The sequence below is a fragment of the Yoonia sp. KMU-150 genome (genome assembly GCF_056858355.1).
Map to the genome: position 1 here is coordinate 223103 of NZ_JBXEQF010000002.1, position 15201 is coordinate 238303.

Consider the following 15201-nt stretch of genomic DNA (forward strand, 5'->3'; position numbering starts at 1 on the left):
CCCCGTGACGTGACGGCATTTGCCAGAATCACAGGCGAAAATGCGCCCGAAATCGGGAAAAGGCGGGTTTTCCTGACCATGACGCAACCAAGGCGGGCATGTCATAGCGGGGCACCATCCACCGCGATACTTTTGGCCACGCAAAGGGAGTGTGATGCAGTTTCACATTGACGGTGCCCGGTTCGAGACCCTCGACGGGTTCTTCGAGACGGCAAGCCGCACGCTCGCCCCGGGGCAACCGGTGCAGCGCGACCTGAATGGATTCGACCGGATCCTGCGCGGCGGGCTTGCGCCTGAACGCCGGGAATCCACGCTGATCTGGAAGCACAGCGCCAAGTCGCGCTGGGATCTGGGCTATGCCGAAACCCTGCGCGTGCTTGAAGAACGGCTGGAAAACTGCCCGTCGCGCCAGCGCCCCTTCGTGCTGGCCGATATCGCGAACGCGAAACTCGAAACCGGCCCAACCGTATATGACTGGGTGGTCGAGGTGATCACGCAGCACGGACCTGGCGGGATGCGGGAAGAGGACAATATCAAGCTGGTGCTGGATTAATCCGAGGCGCGTTGCGTGGCGGTGGGCAACGCAACACCGGAGTCACATGGTATCCCTCTGATATCGCTGCCGTCGCAAGGTTAACCCGGCGGTAGCGCACGCTGCACATAAGATGTTTCGCCTGCGAAACGCGCGTTAGCCGCGCCCTTCGTCGTCCCCGTCGCCCAGCCGCATATGCGCCATGATCTGCCCGTGGTCGGAGGCGAGTTTGTTATAGGGCGCCTCCGGGTGGCTGCCGTCGGTCAGGTGGTCGTTGAGCACGCTAAAATACTGCATGTCGCCGATCCGCCCGCCATGGTCGGGCTGAAAATGCCGCGACATGAGGATCTGGTCGATGCTTTCGAACACGCCGCCGAAGGCGGATGTATAGACCATGTCGCGCAGTGATTTCTTCACGAACAGCTTTTCCGCCGACACCAGCTTCACCGCTGCAATCTTCTCCTGAATGATCTCGTTCTCCGCATCCGAATATCGGTCACCCGCGTGCTGGGCGTCGTGGCGGCGCATCCAGGCGTAGTTTTTGAACGCCGTCTCGCCGCTGATGATCTCGGACGAGACCGCATTTTCGCTGTCGTTGAAATCACCCAGCACCATGACGGGCCGGTCCTGTTCCAACTCGTCCAAGATCGCCCGCCGCAGCACCCAGGCCTCGGCCATGCGGCGCAGCCCGGCGCGCAGGCTGCCCATCGCGCGGCCCAGCGGATCGTAGTTCACAAGATCGGCGGCGGGGGCAAAGGCGGCCCCATCGGGGCGGTCAAACTCGCCCAGTTTCGATTTCAGGTGGCAGTTGAAAACCGTGATCACCGCATCGCCCACCGGCACCCGCACCTTCAGGATCGGACGCGACAGGCGGCTGATGCGGTAGCTGCCGCCATCGCTGCCATCCAGTTCGGTAAACGGGATGTCGACCGGCGCGGGCAGATCCTGGATGACCTCCGCCTCGTCCACGAAACCGAACCGTGACAGCACCGCCACACCGGGCCGCCGCTGCCCCGGCGCGCCGTCGTTCGCGTTCGGCGCGAAGGCGAGCGCCGCGTCGGTATAGGGTCGGTAGGCGAGCTTGCGGAAGATCGCCTTGCGCGCGTATCGTTTCGACCGGTCCGGCACCGTTTCCGCATTGGCCGCGATGCCCATTGCATCGGCTTCCGCGATCACGGCGCGCAGCGGGGCCTCGTCAAAAATCTCCTGAAAGCAGACAATATCGGCGGAAAGGGTCAAAAGCTGATCGGCCAGCCATGCCTCTTTCCAGGCGTATTCCTCTGGCGTGTAGCTTTCGTATTTGTAGTATTCCTGATCCGGGCCGATCAGATTTTTCACGTTGAAACTGGCGATGGTGAAATCGGTCATGCGGGGCCTTTCAGGGTGTCGAGGGCGCGGGCGAACATCGGCGCGTCGACATTCCCGCCGGAGGCAACGGCGATCACCGCATCGCAGTCGATCGTCTCGGGATGGTAGAGCGCGGCGGCTAGCGCCACCGCCCCGCCCGGTTCGATCACGATCTTCAGCCGTTCGAAGGCGACCGCCATCGCACGCAGGCAGTCCTCCTCGCTCACCACGATGCCGGGGCCGCAATGGGCGCGCAGAATTGGAAAGGTGATGTCGCCCGGCTGCGGCGTGATGATCGCATCGCAGATCGACCCGTCGTTGCGATTATTGCGCTGGATCGCGCCCGCCATCAACGACCGCGCCACATCGTCGAATCCTTCGGGTTCCACTGGCCGCGCGCGCAGCCCCGGCGCATCGGCGGCCAGTGCCAGCGCGATGCCGGAGGTCAGCCCGCCGCCGCCGCAGCAGACCAGCACGTCAGCCGCGTCGATCCCCAGCGCGTTCGCGTCTTCGGCGATCTCCAGCCCGACCGTGCCCTGCCCGGCGATGACCTGTGGTTCGTCGAAGGGTTTGATCAGCGTCATGCCGCGGTCCGCCGCGATGGCCGCGCCGATTGCGTCGCGGTCTTCGGTCGCGCGGTCATAGGTCACGACCTCAGCCCCCAGCGCGCGGGTGTTCGCGATCTTCATCGCGGGCGCGTCTGCCGGCATCAGGATCACCGCTGCTGCGCCATGTGCCCTTGCCGCCATCGCCACGCCCTGCGCATGGTTGCCGCTGGAAAAGGCAAACACACCTTTTTTCAACGCTGTTTGATCCAAAGCCGAAACCGCCGACCACGCGCCGCGGAATTTGAACGACCCGGTGTGTTGCAGGCATTCAGGTTTCACGAACACCCGCCGCCCTGCGATCTCGTCGATGAAGGGCGAGGACAGCAGCGGCGTGCGCCGCGCGTGGCCGTCGAGCCGTTTCGCGGCGGCGCGGATCATGTCGATATTCATGGCAGTTGTCCGATCCACTCGCGCAGCGCATCGAGCGCCTCGGGTTCATCCAGAAACGGCACATGCCCGCGCCCCGGCACATCGGCGCGGATCATGTCCGGGCGGCGGCGCTGCATCTCGTCCGCCGTTTCCGCCGTCAGCAGGTCGGAGTTTTCGCCGCGGATCAGCGCCAGTGGCAGACCGTCCATCGCTTCGAACAGCGGCCAGAGGTCGGGGGAGGGTTGTGCGCCTGCTTCCAGCACCGCTTCGCGCAGTTTCGGGTCATAGCGGATCACGAGGCCGTCGTCGGTTTCGCGGTAGTGGTTGCGCACCTCTGCCAGCCAGCGGTCGTGCGGGACATCCTTGAAATGGCTCCAGGCTTTCGCGCGGAACTGCGCGGCCTCTTCATACGTCTTCTGCGCCGGGTTGCGCCCGATGTAATCCTTGATCACGTCCAGCCCGCCCTGCGCGATCTCTGGCCCGATGTCGTTGAGCGCAACGCCGGTCAGCCGGTCCTTTTCCGTCGCCGCGATCACCATCGCGATCAGCCCGCCGCGCGACGTGCCGAGGATCGCCGCGCGGTCAAGCCCCAGATGATCCATCAGCGCCAGCACGTCCGCCGCCTCGCGCGGGATCGTGTAGGTGGCGGGATCGGCCCAATCCGATTGCCCGCGCCCGCGATAATCCATGCGGATCAGGTGGATGCCATCCAGATGCGGTGCCACATGATCGAAATCACCGGTGTTGCGGGTCAAGCCGGGCAGGGCGATCACGGGCGTGCCGCTGCCCTGTTCGGTATAGTATATCTCGACGCCATCGGCGGTCTGGAACTTGGCCATCAGGTCAACTCCGGTATGGTGGTCAGGTCGGGCAGGATGTGGTGGGGTTGGGCATAGAGCCTGTCGACAGGTTCCTCCGCGCGGTTGACCCATGCGGTTTGAAAACCATAGCCCGCAGCGCCCGCCGCGTCCCAGCCGTTGGAAGACACGAACAGAACCTCGGACCGGTCACAACCGAAACGGTCGCCGACTATATCGTAGACGCGCGCGTGCGGTTTGAAAACGCCGACGCTTTCCACCGACAGGGTCGCGTCGAGCAGTTCCGACAGCCCGGCGGATTTCACCGCGCCGTTCAGCATGGCAGGTGATCCATTCGACAGAATTGCCGTCTTCAGCCCTTTGCCCTGCAAGGCGGCCAGCATATCCGGCACTTCCGGGAAGGCGTCCAGTTCCCAATAGAGCGCCAGCAGCCGTTCGCGCAGTTCGGGATCGTGCAGCCTGGATGCCTCCAGCGCCCAGTCCAGACCGTCCTGCGTGACCTGCCAGAAATCGCAGTGCTGCCCCGCCACGGCCCGCAGCCAGGTGTATTGCAACTGCTTGAGCCGCCAATCGCGCGCCAGTGTCGGCCACACCTGTCTGAGCGCATCGCCGCCCGGTTCATCGGCTGCCGTGCGGGCGGCGGCGTTCACGTCGAACAGCGTGCCGTAGGCGTCGAAAATACAGGTGGTGATCGCCATGTGAAGCCTCTGCTGCCGGTTGGCTGCAAGGTGGCATGACCCGCCGGAAACGAAAACCCCAAAGCCGTTTGCATCCCCGCGCCGCGGTTGTTAGGCCTGCGCCCCGAATGAAAGCGAAATGAAAGAGAGCCAGACATGACCGCAGCGAAAAATGGCGATACCGTCCAGATCCATTACACCGGCACGCTGGAGGACGGCACCGTGTTCGACAGCAGCAAGGGCCGCGACCCGCTGGAATTCGAGGTCGGGTCGGGCATGATCATTCCCGGTCTCGACGTGGCGATTCCCGGCATGGAAGTGGGCGATCAGAAGGTCGTGGAAATTCCCTGCGCGCAGGCCTACGGCGAGGTGAACCCCGAGGCGCGCCAAGCCGTGCCGCGCGACCAGTTCCCCGACAACATCCCGATGGAGGTCGGCACGCAGTTGCAGATGCAGACACCCGACGGGCGCGCGATGCCGGTGACGATTGCCGAAGTGGCCGAGACGGAAGTGACGCTCGACGCCAACCACGCGCTGGCCGGCAAGGACCTGACATTCGACGTTGAAATGGTCGGCATCAAGGCGGCCTGAGCCAAAACGCCCGTCACGCGCGATGCGGCGCGTGGCGGGTCAGTCGACGGCCTCGGGGTTCATCCAGACCGGTTCGAACACATGGCCATCCGGGTCGCAGAAACTGCGACCATACATGAAGCCTTCGTAGTCCTGCGTCTTGTCGTTGTCGGTGCCGCCATGCGCGACAGCGGCGGCGACCATCGCGTCGACTGTCTGGCGATCTTCGAGCGACAGCGCGATCAACGCCGCCGTCTGCGTGCCGGTATCGGCAATCGGCTTGGGCGAAAAACCCGCGAACTTTTCATGTTCCAGCACCATCAGATAGATCGTGTCGGACACGACGATGCAGGCCGTCTGTTCGTCGCTGAACTGTTCGTTCACGGTAAAGCCGAGGGCTTCATAGAATTTCCGGCTGCGCGCGACGTCTTTCACCGGCAGGTTGACGAAAATCATTTGCGGCATGGGCGTGAGTCCTTCGTTTTGACAGCCTAAAAAATACGGCTGACGCGAACCCCGATCAAGATGCAATCCGTGCTACAGATGCTCAGGCTGCGGCATCCCCAGCACGTGGAAGCCGCCGTCCACCCGGATCACCTCGCCCGAGGTATGGCTGCCCGCGTCGGAGGCGAGATAGACGGCGGTGCCGCCCACGGCCTCCAACGTCGCGTTGCCCAGGGGCGCGTTTTCGCCGGTATGCTTGTAGGTCTTGCGCGCGCCGCCGATGGCCGCCCCGGCCAGCGTTTTCATCGGGCCGGGGCTGATCGCGTTGACGCGAATGCCCTGTTTGCCCAGATCGTTGGCCAGATAGCGCGTGGCACTCTCCAGTGCCGCCTTGGCGACGCCCATGACGTTATAGAACGGGGTCACCCGGTTGCTGCCCTGATAGGTCAGCGTCAGCAAGGTGCCGCCGTCGGGCATCATCTCGGATGCGCGGCGGGCCACGTCGATGAAGCTGTAGCATGAGATCGTCAGCGAGTTGCGGAAGTTGTCGGCACTGGTGTTGATGAAACGGCCGGTCAGTTCCTCCTTGTCGGAATAGGCGATGGCGTGCACGACGAAATCGAGCGTGCCCCACTTGTCCCTGATCCCGGCGAAGGCGGCATCCATCGAGGCCGCATCGGTCACATCCACATCGACCATGAAGTTGGACCCGACGGATTGCGCCAGCGGTTCCAGCCGCTTGCCGAACGCCTCGCCCTGATAGGTGAAGGCCAGTTCGGCCCCGGCAGCGGACATCGCCCTGGCGATGCCCCAGGCGATGGACCGTTCGTTGGCCACGCCCATGATCAGCCCGCGCTTGCCCTGCATGGAAATTGTCATCTTGGACCTCCCGCGAATGTATCACCCATGAGTGGACGGTAAGGGCGGGAAGGTCAAGATTTCGGTGTGTCGATCAGACGTTCATCGCGTTGATGATGCGCGAGAAATTCAGCTCGTCCACGGTTTCGAGCGCCCATCCCTCAAAATACCGTTGCGTGATCGGCTTTTCGTCGAGAATCTTGAAGCCGCTGTGGCGGGGGTCTTTTTCGATCTTGGCGAGAAGGTCGCGGACGGCGGTGTCCTCTCCTTCGAGACACTGGCAGAAGTTGCGGCCGTTGAAGCCGAGGGCACCGGTAATATCGCGCGCGGCATTGGCCTTCGTCGCATGGGCGACGATGCTTTTGACATCGTCCTCGGTCGTGTCGGCGCTGGCGGTGCTGAAGTAGAGAGATCGGATCATTGGGTCGTCACGTCTTGTTTATTAAGGTTTTACATACCTATCCGCGGGCGGCGGGATGACAAGACCTGTGGCGGGGGCTGCGAGCGGAAATCGACCGTTCGTATGTCATGTGACATACGAACGTGCGTCTTGCGGGCAATGGCGTCGGTGTCAGTCTTTGAGTTTGCTCAGCAACATGGAGCCGTTGGTTCCGCCAAAGCCGAAAGAGTTGGTCATCACCGTATCCAGTTCGGCGTTCTCTACCAGTTCGGTCGCGATTTCGGCAGGCTTCAGCGCGGGGTCGAGCGTTTCGACGTTGATCGAGGGTGCGATGAAATCGTGTTCCAGCATCAGCAGGCAATAGACGGCCTCTGATGCGCCGGTGGCCCCCTGGGAGTGGCCGGTCATGGATTTGGTGGATGAGACCGGCGGAGTGGCACCTTCGCCGAAGACGCGGCGCACCGCCTCGATCTCGCCTACGTCGCCCACGGGTGTCGATGTACCGTGCGCGTTGATGTAGCTGACCTGGCGGCCGTCGGGCAGCGTTTTTAGCGCGCCGCGCATCGCGCGTTCGCCGCCTTCGCCGGAGGGGGCGACCATATCGGCGCCATCAGAGGTGGCTGAAAATCCGGTGACCTCGGCGTAGATTTTCGCCCCGCGGGCCTGCGCGCCGTCAAGGCTTTCCAGAACAACCATCGCGCCGCCGCCCGCGATTACGAAACCGTCGCGGCCCGCGTCGAACGCGCGGGAGGCTTTGCTGGGGGTGTCGTTGTATTTCGACGACATCGCGCCCATCGCGTCGAACAGGCACGACAGGGTCCAGTCCAGTTCCTCGCCGCCGCCAGCGAACATGGTGTCCTGCGCACCGAGCGCGATCTGCTGAGCGGCCATGCCGATGCAGTGCAGCGAGGTGGAGCAGGCGGAGGTGATGGAGAAGTTCATGCCCTTGATCTTGAACGCCGTGGCAAGGTTCGCGCTGACGGTGGAGGACATGGTTTTCGGTACCGCGAACGGCCCGATGCGTTTCGTGGCCCCGGTGGTTTCCACGACCTTGTGCGCGGCGAACATGGCCGAGGTCGACGGCCCGCCGGAGCCTGCGATTACACCCGTCATCGGGTTGACGATATGATCTTCGTTCAATCCCGCGTCGGCGATCGCCTGTTGCATCGCGATGTAGGAATAGGCGGCGCCGGGACCCATGAACCGTAGCGTGCGCTTGTCCACATGGTCGGCCACGTCGAGTTTCAGCGTGCCGGCGATCTGGCTGCGGAACCCGTGTTCGGCCATCTCCGGCGATGCCTCGATCCCGGATTTCCCGGCTTTCAAGGAGGCCAGAACCTCGTCCGCGTTGTTTCCGATGGGGGATACGATCCCCAGGCCTGTGACGACGACGCGACGCATGAGCGCTCCTTTTCCAAAGTCCTCGCCTGTTTAGGGGAGGGGGCAGGGCGGGGCAAGTGTGCCTAGACCGGCAGGGCGCAGGCGTCGTGATGGCGCTGGTAGGCGGTCAGGTTCTTGTCGGGCTCGTCGGGGAACGCGGGCTCCAGCGGCTGCATTGTCCTGATCCGGTCGATCCGGAAATGGCGGAAATCGGCGCGGGATTCGCACCAGCCCGCCATGACCCAGACCGGGCTGAAGAAGAACAGCGCCAGCGGGCGCACGGTGCGGGTGCTGGCCCGGTCGGCCCCGTCGGCATAGGTGATGTAGATCGGACGGCGGGCGCGGATACATTCGCGCAGCTGTGAAAAGCTGACGGTCCAGGGCACGGTCACGCTGCTGGGCGGGGCATGGGTGGTGATCTGGCGCATCTCGCCCTGCAGTTTGCCGGGCAGCACGGCCACGATCTTTTCCAGCGCATCGGCGGCCTTTGCGGCGAATTCCGCGTCGGTCCACTGGCGCACCATGCTGATGCCGAGGCTCAGCGCCTCCAGTTCGTCGGCGTCGAAGGTGATGGGCGGCAGATAATACTGCTTGTCGATGACATAGCCGACACCGGCCTCTCCGGTAATCGGCGCGCCCGAATCCATCAGGGCCTGGATGTCGCGGTAAACGGTGCGCGTGCATATCTCGAACTCCGCGCCGATCTGTTCGGCGGTGACCGCGCGGCGGCGGCTGCGCATGAAATGGGCGATCTTGATCAGTCTGTCGGCGCGGCGCATGGGGATGTCTCCGAAGTGAATATTTTTTCGATGTATGACAACACTGCTGACACCATGCTGTCAGCAGTGTGTCGGTAGCAAGCAAATATCGAAACCCAACACACATCGGAGACTTCCATGAACCGCACCCCCGTCAACCCCTGGAACTGGTCGCAGCAGCTTGGCTACCATCAGGGTGAAATCACCACCGGCGCGACACGCCTGCTGACATGCGCGGGCCAGACCGCGGTGGACGCGCACGGCGCGCCGCAGCACCCGGGCGACATGCGCGCGCAAATCGCGCTGGCGCTCGACAATCTGGAAGCCGTGCTGGCGGGCGCGGACATGACGCTGGCCAATATCACGCGGCTGGGCGTCTATGCGACGGATGTGGACGCGGCCCTGCAGAACTTCGATTTGCTGGGAATGCGGTTCGGGCCGTTGCAGGCGGCCCCGCCGATGACGTTGCTGGGGGTGACGCGGTTGGCGATCCCCGGTCTGATGTTCGAGATCGAGGCGACCGCCGCCGATTGAGGATAAACGGAGGTGCGGCGGCCGGTCATCCGGTCGCCGCGTGCTCGTTTCAGCTTTCGCTGAGGGCGACCTTCATGTCCTTGACCTGATAGATGACCTCTCCGTCGGCCTCTACGATGCCGTCGGCGACGCCCATCGTCAGGCGGCGGGTCTGGATCGCCTTGGTGAAGTCGATCTTGTAGGTCAGCATCTTGCGGTCGGGGCGCACCATGCCGGTCAGCTTTACCTCGCCCACGCCAAGGGCATAGCCGCGCCCCTGCCAGCCGCGCCAGCCGAGGTTGAAGCCGGTCAGCTGCCACAGCCCGTCGAGGCCAAGACAGCCGGGCATGATCGGGTTGCCGGGGAAGTGGCATTCGAAAAACCACAGGTCCGGGGTGATGTCGAATTCGGCGATGATATGGCCCTTGCCATGCGCGCCGCCATCGGCGGAGACATCGGTGATCCGGTCCATCATCAGCATCGGCGGGGCCGGAAGTTGCGCGTTGCCGGGGCCGAACAGATCGCCACGGGCGCATTTCAGCAGGTCGTCCTTGTCGAAGCTGGTGGGGTAATCGGCCATGGTGTCGGCTCTCCTGCCTTGGTGTTCGGGTTGGCGCGGTCTAGCATTGCGTGGTCCCGCGCGGCAAGGGTGCGCCTGTGATCGCCCGATGCAGGGCATTTCGGTGACGTGTGCGATGAAAACCCCATTGGCAATTGAAATCCTGCGGTCAGCGCCTCTATATGAGAGGGATGACGGACGGCGGAGACAGGATGCCACCACAGCAACAGGATGCGCGGGCGGAACGGGGGACAGCATGGCTGGCCACGGCCGATCTGCGTCCGACGCGGCAGCGGGTCACGCTGGCCGGGTTGCTGGTGGGCGACGGGCGCGACCGTCACGTTACGGCGGAAAGCCTGTTCGACGCGGCCTCGCGCGGTGGCGAGAAGGTGTCGTTGGCGACGGTTTACAACACCCTGCGCGCGTTCTGCGATGCGGGGCTGATGCGCGAGATCACGGTGGATGGATCGAAAAGCTATTTCGATACCAACATCACCGACCATCCACATTTCTTCTGGGAAGAGACCGCGACGCTGAGCGATGCGCCTGCCGACGAGCTTGAGATCGCGCGGCTGCCGGGTGTGCCCGAAGGGGCCGAGATCGCGTCGGTCGACGTGGTGATCCGGCTGCGCCGGACCTGAGCCGCGCCCGACAGTAAGGGTAAGGCAATCCGCACCTTGAGCGATGCGCGGTTTCGCGGCACAGTTGCCGCGATTTCGCACGGTCCGGATCTTCCAAATGCCACATGACGCGCATCGCGACGACCTTGTCCTGTCCTATACCCGGGTGCGCACGGCACTGGGCGTGCTGGGGATGATGCTGCCGCTGGTGCTGATCCTGGGCGGGATCCTGGATGCGCCGCGGATCGACAGCGATACCGGACGGATCGAACCGACGATCAGCGATTTCTATCACACCACCTATCGCGACATCTTCGTCGGCACGCTGTGCGCCATCGGTGTGTTCCTGATTTCCTATCGCGGCTATCCGCGCCGGCGCGGCGAGTGGATCAACGACGACTGGCTGGCGACCTGCGCCGGGCTGTCGGCCTTCGGCGTCGCATTCTTTCCCAACGAGGGCGGGGGCGAGGTGATCGCGTCGATGACGCAGCGCAATCTGGGTGTGCATTTCACGCCGGTGATGCATTATTTGTGTGCACTGGTGTTCTTTTCCTGCCTCGCGATATTCTGTTTCTACAAATTCGCGCGCACGGCCCGGCCCGCACGGCGGCGTATCTACATCGCCTGCGGCTGGACGATCGTGTTCGCGCTGGTCGCGACGGCCATCGCGGTGACGTTCAAGCGGTTCATCGGTGGCGCGGGGCGGGAGTTCGTGCTGGATTACAACCTGATCTTCTGGTTCGAGGCGATCGGGATCTGGGCCTTCGGGCTGTCCTGGCTGGTCAAGGGCAAAGCCGATCTGGCGATGGCCCGCAGCGTGCCACTCCGCAAACCGCCTGCGGCGGCCGCGCCGGTTTCGGAAAACGAGCCATAGACCGTTTTTCCTGTCATCCGTTGAAAGGCTGTTAACCCTTTGCGCGGCACAGTCGGCGCATGAGTTATCAGCTCCCGGCGTTCCGCCACCGCCACAGTTTCTTTTTCGACGTGCGTTTGCATGACGATGCGCCCCAAGACCTGACCGACCATGTCGATCTGCTGCGGCAGGCGATCCGGGTCAGTCGCCGCCGTAGGCCGTTCGACATCGACGCGGCGGCGGTGCTGCCGCGCCGGGTGCTGATGATCTGGACGCTGCCACCGGGGGATGCGGGGTTCGCCGCGCGCTGGCACGTGATCAAGGCTGTGGTGCGGCGTCATGCCGGTGGCGGTCGCGGCGATTTCTGGCAGCCGGGGCTGACGGACCACATGATCCGGGATGCGCGCGATCACGAATTGCACACCCATCTGATCCTGACGGCACCGATCCGGGCCGGGCTGGTGGGACAGGCGGCCGACTGGCCGTGGTCGTCGGTGCACCACCGGGTGGATATGTCGGAAACACTGGCCCTGCGCGTGCCGGGGCGGTTGCCGCCGAAGGCCGCGGCGGGCCTGCCGACCTGGCTGATGCAGCGCGCGGGGTAAGGCGCTGCGCTTAGAACGTTGGCATGAACATCCGAACCACGCTTACAGATCGCGTCCCGTCCGGCGGCAACGCCGGTAAGCGCCGAACCACCTGCCCGGAGCGGCGCTCATGGCGCCACCCCGCGGTTCGGCGCTGTCCCTCGTGGCAAGCGTTGGTGTTGCAGTTCCTTCGTTCAGTGCACTCGCCTGGAGCTTTGCAGTGCAATTGCACAGCGCTTTATTCAGAACCACTGTCCGGTTTCCATGAGGCCGAGGTCGAGCAATTGCTGTGACGACCAGGTGAAGCGGTCGGAGTTGCGCCAGGTGAAGCTGCCGATTGCGGCGGCGGAGCCGGGATTGCGTTTCAGCGCCTTGGCGGTGCGGAACGAACAGATCGCCGCCGTCACGTTGTTGTGCCACGGGCAGGCGTAGGTGTTGTATTCGGCATCGTCGAAAGTGTGGTCGGGCCGCAGTCTCAGCCCCGGTTTCGCGCGGAACAGACCGACACGGTCGATCCGCCGTCGCTCGTAGGGGACGTGTTCTTCGAAACGCCAGCGCAGCCCGCCAAAGAAATCCAGTTGCCGGTCGAGATAGCCCGCCTCCTTGTCGTGGCGGGCCAGCGCGTAGTAGCCGGTCTTGTCCAGATGCGCGTCGTCACGGGAAACGGCGTTGGGTGCGGCGTCGATGTCGGTGGCGTAGAGGTCGATCACGAAGGTGATGATCGACGCGCGCCGTTCCTCCATGCTGAAGGCGATCATCTCGCCGACGCTGCGGTGTTCGCAGAAGGGGTAGAACAGGTATTCGCCGTTGTAGCAGTAGTAGAGCCATTGGCCCGGTGCGGCGGCGATGACCGCGTTGACGACATCGCAGAGCGCATTTTCGGACAGCATGTCGTGATCGACCCGGTGCACGCGGGCGTCTTCAGGCGCGTCCAGTACGATGTCAGACGCGCCCACGGCGATCACACTGCGAAAGCCGCAATCAAGGTGGTGCGTGACGGTCGACTCCGCCTCGACACCGTCTTCGAGCAGCACAAGCGCGATCGGCCCCTTGGCGAGGACGGTTTTGCTGTCACGCAGGAAAGTGGCGAGGGTCGGGTGGGACATGGGACCGGGTGCTGGGCGGTTTTCCCGTTTGTCCGTGAAACGGCCCTGCATTGCAAGCGGCCCGCGCCCGCGCTAACAAGCCGCGCATTCCACCCCGACAGATCGGTGCCGCCATGACCACGCCCAAGAAGCTGTTTATCAAGACCTACGGCTGCCAGATGAACGTTTACGACAGTGAGCGCATGGCCGAGGCGCTGGGCGGCAAGGGATACGTCGAGACGCAAAGCCCCGACGATGCGGATATGATCCTGCTGAACACCTGCCATATCCGCGAGAAGGCGGCGGAGAAGGTCTATTCGGAGCTGGGGCGCTACAAGGATTTGAAGGCGGAGAAGCCCGATCTGAAGATCGGCGTTGCGGGCTGTGTCGCGCAGGCGGAGGGTGAGGAGATCATGCGCCGCCAGCCGCTGGTCGATCTGGTGGTGGGGCCGCAAAGCTATCACCGGTTGCCCGCGATGGACGACGCGATCCAGACCGGGGCCAAGGCGCTGGACACCGATTTCCCCGAAGACGACAAGTTCGATACGCTGCGAGGGCGCGGCAAGGCGAAACGCGGGCCGACGGCGTTTCTGACCGTGCAGGAAGGCTGCGACAAGTTCTGCGCTTTCTGTGTGGTGCCCTACACGCGCGGGGCCGAAGTGTCGCGCCCCGCCGACCGGATCATCCGCGAGGCGCAGGAACTGGTCGATGCCGGCGTGCGCGAGATCACGCTGCTGGGCCAGAACGTGAACGCCTATCATGGCCACTCGCAGGGGTTGGCGGGGCTGATCTGGGCGTTGGACAAGATCGACGGACTGGCGCGCATCCGGTTCACAACGAGCCACCCCAACGACATGGACGACGCCTTGATCGAGGCACACGGCACCTGCGGGAAACTGATGCCCTATCTGCATTTGCCGGTGCAATCAGGGTCCGACAGGATATTGAAGGCGATGAACCGCAAGCACACCGCAGAAAGCTACATCCGGCTCATTGAACGGATCCGCGATGCACGGTCCGATCTGCTGCTGTCGGGGGATTTTATCGTGGGCTTCCCCGGTGAGACGGATGCGGATTTCCAGGCGACGCTCGATCTGATCGCGGAGGTCCACTACGGGCAGGCCTATTCGTTCAAGTATTCCACCCGGCCCGGCACCCCGGCGGCGGAAAAGCCGCAACTGCCCGAGGACGTGATGAACGACCGGTTGCAGCGGTTGCAGGCCCTACTGCGCGAGCAGCAGCGGGCGACGCAGAACGCGATGGTCGGACGCGACGTGAAGGTTCTGTTCGAAAAGGCGGGGCGCGAAGACGGGCAGATAATCGGCAAGTCGGAGTATCTGCACGCGGTCTATGCCGACGCGCCCGAGAGCGTTCTGGGCACGGTGCAGCCGGTCAGAATCATTGCATCCAGCCCCAATTCGCTCGCCGGTAGGTTGCAGGCGGCCTGACGCTGCGTCACCTGACGCCCACCCGTTTGATTTATCCACAGGACCAATCGGCGCGGTTAACCTTAACTGTTGCGCGAATAGACACAATATATGGCTATTTGTTCTTTTATTGTTGCTCAATCTTGTTAAGAATACGGCAATACTGTGTGAACAGCGAGGGGCGGCACTGCCATCCGGGGGTGCGCGAACAAGCGAGGGAATAATCGTGGCGAATTTGATGACAAAGACAGTCTCGCAAACGGTATCCGTGATGGCATCGGCGGCGGTTGCGCTGACGATGATGATGACGGCACCGGTGCAGGCGCAGCAGACCATCGTGGGCGAGGAATATACGCCGACAATCTGGATCGACCCGGACGGGTGCGAGCACTGGGTGTTCGACGACGGGTTCGAGGGGTTCATGTCGCCGCACCGCAACCGCGACGGCAGCCCGGTATGCCGCCGTCAGGAAGTGTGTGGCGTGATCCCTTCGGACACGCTTTTCGCGACGGACGAGCCGTGGGTGTCCGATGCCGCCAAGGCGTCGCTGATGCAGTTCTTCCAGAACGCCAACGCGACCGGCTTCCTGATCTACGGTCATACCGACGCCCGCGCATCGGATGAATACAACATGCGCCTGTCGCAGCGCCGGGCCGATATGGTCGCGAGCATCGCACAGGCCGCCGGCCAGCGTGTGATCGAAAGCCGCGGTTTCGGCGAGCGTCGTCCGGCGGTCGCCGGCAACTCGCACGAGGCGTATCGTCAGAACCGCCGCGTCGAAATCATTTGCCTACGGTAA

General features: G+C 63.7%; 19 protein-coding genes. 8 read left to right on the top strand and 11 right to left on the bottom strand.

All coding sequences use genetic code 11. From position 1 onward, the window contains the following. Positions 1-154: 154 nt before the first annotated feature. Positions 155-553, top strand: coding sequence for a barstar family protein (locus AC04PH_RS13865; protein ID WP_483066410.1), 399 nt, complete (start codon positions 155-157; stop codon positions 551-553). A gap of 135 nt (positions 554-688) precedes the next feature. Here the strand turns inward: AC04PH_RS13865 and AC04PH_RS13870 are convergent, their stop codons facing one another. Genes AC04PH_RS13870 through AC04PH_RS13885 form a run of 4 tightly spaced genes read right to left on the bottom strand, consistent with a single transcriptional unit; the run spans position 689 to position 4372 of the window. Then, positions 689-1900: an endonuclease/exonuclease/phosphatase family protein gene (locus AC04PH_RS13870; RefSeq protein WP_483066411.1), complete on the bottom strand. Its 1212-nt coding sequence runs from the start codon at positions 1898-1900 to the stop codon at positions 689-691. Next, positions 1897-2877, bottom strand: coding sequence for a threonine ammonia-lyase (locus tag AC04PH_RS13875; RefSeq protein ID WP_483066412.1), 981 nt, complete (start codon positions 2875-2877; stop codon positions 1897-1899). The genes AC04PH_RS13870 and AC04PH_RS13875 overlap by 4 nt, the downstream gene beginning before the upstream one ends. Then, positions 2874-3695 carry an alpha/beta fold hydrolase gene (locus AC04PH_RS13880; protein WP_483066413.1) on the bottom strand — a complete coding sequence of 274 codons (822 nt, stop codon included), beginning with the start codon at positions 3693-3695 and terminating at the stop codon, positions 2874-2876. The genes AC04PH_RS13875 and AC04PH_RS13880 overlap by 4 nt, the downstream gene beginning before the upstream one ends. Next, a complete protein-coding gene (locus AC04PH_RS13885) occupies positions 3695-4372 on the bottom strand; it encodes a haloacid dehalogenase type II (RefSeq protein WP_483066414.1) in 678 nt (225 codons plus the stop codon). The genes AC04PH_RS13880 and AC04PH_RS13885 overlap by 1 nt, the downstream gene beginning before the upstream one ends. 135 nt (positions 4373-4507) lie before the next feature. Here AC04PH_RS13885 and AC04PH_RS13890 point away from each other — a divergent pair, with 135 nt between their 5' ends. After that, a complete protein-coding gene (locus tag AC04PH_RS13890) occupies positions 4508-4942 on the top strand; it encodes an FKBP-type peptidyl-prolyl cis-trans isomerase (protein WP_483066415.1) in 435 nt (144 codons plus the stop codon). Between the two features lie 39 nt (positions 4943-4981). Here AC04PH_RS13890 and AC04PH_RS13895 read toward each other — a convergent pair whose 3' ends face one another. From AC04PH_RS13895 to AC04PH_RS13915, 5 genes are all read right to left on the bottom strand, one after another. Further along, on the bottom strand, positions 4982-5386 hold the full coding sequence (locus tag AC04PH_RS13895; RefSeq protein WP_483066416.1) for a VOC family protein: 405 nt from the start codon (positions 5384-5386) through the stop codon (positions 4982-4984). A gap of 72 nt (positions 5387-5458) precedes the next feature. Further along, positions 5459-6244 carry an enoyl-ACP reductase FabI gene (locus tag AC04PH_RS13900; RefSeq protein WP_483066417.1) on the bottom strand — a complete coding sequence of 262 codons (786 nt, stop codon included), beginning with the start codon at positions 6242-6244 and terminating at the stop codon, positions 5459-5461. 73 nt (positions 6245-6317) lie between these two features. Then, positions 6318-6644, bottom strand: coding sequence for a BLUF domain-containing protein (locus AC04PH_RS13905; protein WP_483066418.1), 327 nt, complete (start codon positions 6642-6644; stop codon positions 6318-6320). A gap of 150 nt (positions 6645-6794) precedes the next feature. Then, positions 6795-8024 (bottom strand): beta-ketoacyl synthase N-terminal-like domain-containing protein, encoded by a 1230-nt coding sequence (locus tag AC04PH_RS13910; RefSeq protein WP_483066419.1) that lies wholly within the window; start codon positions 8022-8024, stop codon positions 6795-6797. A gap of 62 nt (positions 8025-8086) precedes the next feature. Continuing rightward, positions 8087-8782, bottom strand: coding sequence for a helix-turn-helix transcriptional regulator (locus AC04PH_RS13915; protein WP_483066420.1), 696 nt, complete (start codon positions 8780-8782; stop codon positions 8087-8089). A gap of 117 nt (positions 8783-8899) precedes the next feature. Here AC04PH_RS13915 and AC04PH_RS13920 point away from each other — a divergent pair, with 117 nt between their 5' ends. Then, complete coding sequence (locus AC04PH_RS13920; RefSeq protein WP_483066421.1) at positions 8900-9295, top strand: RidA family protein; 396 nt, start codon at positions 8900-8902, stop codon at positions 9293-9295. A 49-nt stretch (positions 9296-9344) separates the two neighbouring features. On the opposite strand, the gene fabA is transcribed toward AC04PH_RS13920, so the two are convergent. Further along, complete coding sequence (fabA, locus tag AC04PH_RS13925) at positions 9345-9854, bottom strand: bifunctional 3-hydroxydecanoyl-ACP dehydratase/trans-2-decenoyl-ACP isomerase (protein WP_483066422.1); 510 nt, start codon at positions 9852-9854, stop codon at positions 9345-9347. Positions 9855-10045: 191 nt separating this feature from the next. Between fabA and irrA the strand changes: the two genes are divergently transcribed. The 3 genes from irrA (at position 10046) to AC04PH_RS13940 (ending at position 11911) form a co-directional block, all read left to right on the top strand. Then, positions 10046-10474 carry an iron response transcriptional regulator IrrA gene (gene irrA / locus AC04PH_RS13930; RefSeq protein WP_483066423.1) on the top strand — a complete coding sequence of 143 codons (429 nt, stop codon included), beginning with the start codon at positions 10046-10048 and terminating at the stop codon, positions 10472-10474. A gap of 97 nt (positions 10475-10571) precedes the next feature. After that, positions 10572-11327, top strand: a complete 756-nt coding sequence (locus AC04PH_RS13935; protein WP_483066424.1) for a hypothetical protein — start codon at positions 10572-10574, stop codon at positions 11325-11327. A 59-nt stretch (positions 11328-11386) separates the two neighbouring features. Further along, positions 11387-11911 (top strand): REP-associated tyrosine transposase, encoded by a 525-nt coding sequence (locus AC04PH_RS13940; protein ID WP_483066425.1) that lies wholly within the window; start codon positions 11387-11389, stop codon positions 11909-11911. 221 nt (positions 11912-12132) lie between these two features. Here AC04PH_RS13940 and AC04PH_RS13945 read toward each other — a convergent pair whose 3' ends face one another. Beyond that, positions 12133-12996: a glycosyltransferase family 2 protein gene (locus AC04PH_RS13945; protein WP_483066426.1), complete on the bottom strand. Its 864-nt coding sequence runs from the start codon at positions 12994-12996 to the stop codon at positions 12133-12135. A gap of 113 nt (positions 12997-13109) precedes the next feature. Here AC04PH_RS13945 and miaB point away from each other — a divergent pair, with 113 nt between their 5' ends. Further along, positions 13110-14423, top strand: a complete 1314-nt coding sequence (gene miaB / locus AC04PH_RS13950; RefSeq protein WP_483066427.1) for a tRNA (N6-isopentenyl adenosine(37)-C2)-methylthiotransferase MiaB — start codon at positions 13110-13112, stop codon at positions 14421-14423. Positions 14424-14640: 217 nt separating this feature from the next. Then, entirely contained in the window at positions 14641-15201 is a 561-nt protein-coding gene (locus tag AC04PH_RS13955; RefSeq protein ID WP_483066428.1) for an OmpA family protein, read from the top strand.

Bases quoted from the DNA above. Each gene is read 5' to 3' on its own strand.
- AC04PH_RS13865 (WP_483066410.1), top strand. From the start codon at position 155: ATGCAGTTTCACATTGACGGTGCCCGGTTCGAGACCCTCGACGGGTTC.
- AC04PH_RS13870 (WP_483066411.1), bottom strand. From the start codon at position 1,900: ATGACCGATTTCACCATCGCCAGTTTCAACGTGAAAAATCTGATCGGC.
- AC04PH_RS13875 (WP_483066412.1), bottom strand. From the start codon at position 2,877: ATGAATATCGACATGATCCGCGCCGCCGCGAAACGGCTCGACGGCCAC.
- AC04PH_RS13880 (WP_483066413.1), bottom strand. From the start codon at position 3,695: ATGGCCAAGTTCCAGACCGCCGATGGCGTCGAGATATACTATACCGAA.
- AC04PH_RS13885 (WP_483066414.1), bottom strand. From the start codon at position 4,372: ATGGCGATCACCACCTGTATTTTCGACGCCTACGGCACGCTGTTCGAC.
- AC04PH_RS13890 (WP_483066415.1), top strand. From the start codon at position 4,508: ATGACCGCAGCGAAAAATGGCGATACCGTCCAGATCCATTACACCGGC.
- AC04PH_RS13895 (WP_483066416.1), bottom strand. From the start codon at position 5,386: ATGCCGCAAATGATTTTCGTCAACCTGCCGGTGAAAGACGTCGCGCGC.
- AC04PH_RS13900 (WP_483066417.1), bottom strand. From the start codon at position 6,244: ATGACAATTTCCATGCAGGGCAAGCGCGGGCTGATCATGGGCGTGGCC.
- AC04PH_RS13905 (WP_483066418.1), bottom strand. From the start codon at position 6,644: ATGATCCGATCTCTCTACTTCAGCACCGCCAGCGCCGACACGACCGAG.
- AC04PH_RS13910 (WP_483066419.1), bottom strand. From the start codon at position 8,024: ATGCGTCGCGTCGTCGTCACAGGCCTGGGGATCGTATCCCCCATCGGA.
- AC04PH_RS13915 (WP_483066420.1), bottom strand. From the start codon at position 8,782: ATGCGCCGCGCCGACAGACTGATCAAGATCGCCCATTTCATGCGCAGC.
- AC04PH_RS13920 (WP_483066421.1), top strand. From the start codon at position 8,900: ATGAACCGCACCCCCGTCAACCCCTGGAACTGGTCGCAGCAGCTTGGC.
- fabA (WP_483066422.1), bottom strand. From the start codon at position 9,854: ATGGCCGATTACCCCACCAGCTTCGACAAGGACGACCTGCTGAAATGC.
- irrA (WP_483066423.1), top strand. From the start codon at position 10,046: ATGCCACCACAGCAACAGGATGCGCGGGCGGAACGGGGGACAGCATGG.
- AC04PH_RS13935 (WP_483066424.1), top strand. From the start codon at position 10,572: ATGCCACATGACGCGCATCGCGACGACCTTGTCCTGTCCTATACCCGG.
- AC04PH_RS13940 (WP_483066425.1), top strand. From the start codon at position 11,387: ATGAGTTATCAGCTCCCGGCGTTCCGCCACCGCCACAGTTTCTTTTTC.
- AC04PH_RS13945 (WP_483066426.1), bottom strand. From the start codon at position 12,996: ATGTCCCACCCGACCCTCGCCACTTTCCTGCGTGACAGCAAAACCGTC.
- miaB (WP_483066427.1), top strand. From the start codon at position 13,110: ATGACCACGCCCAAGAAGCTGTTTATCAAGACCTACGGCTGCCAGATG.
- AC04PH_RS13955 (WP_483066428.1), top strand. From the start codon at position 14,641: ATGACAAAGACAGTCTCGCAAACGGTATCCGTGATGGCATCGGCGGCG.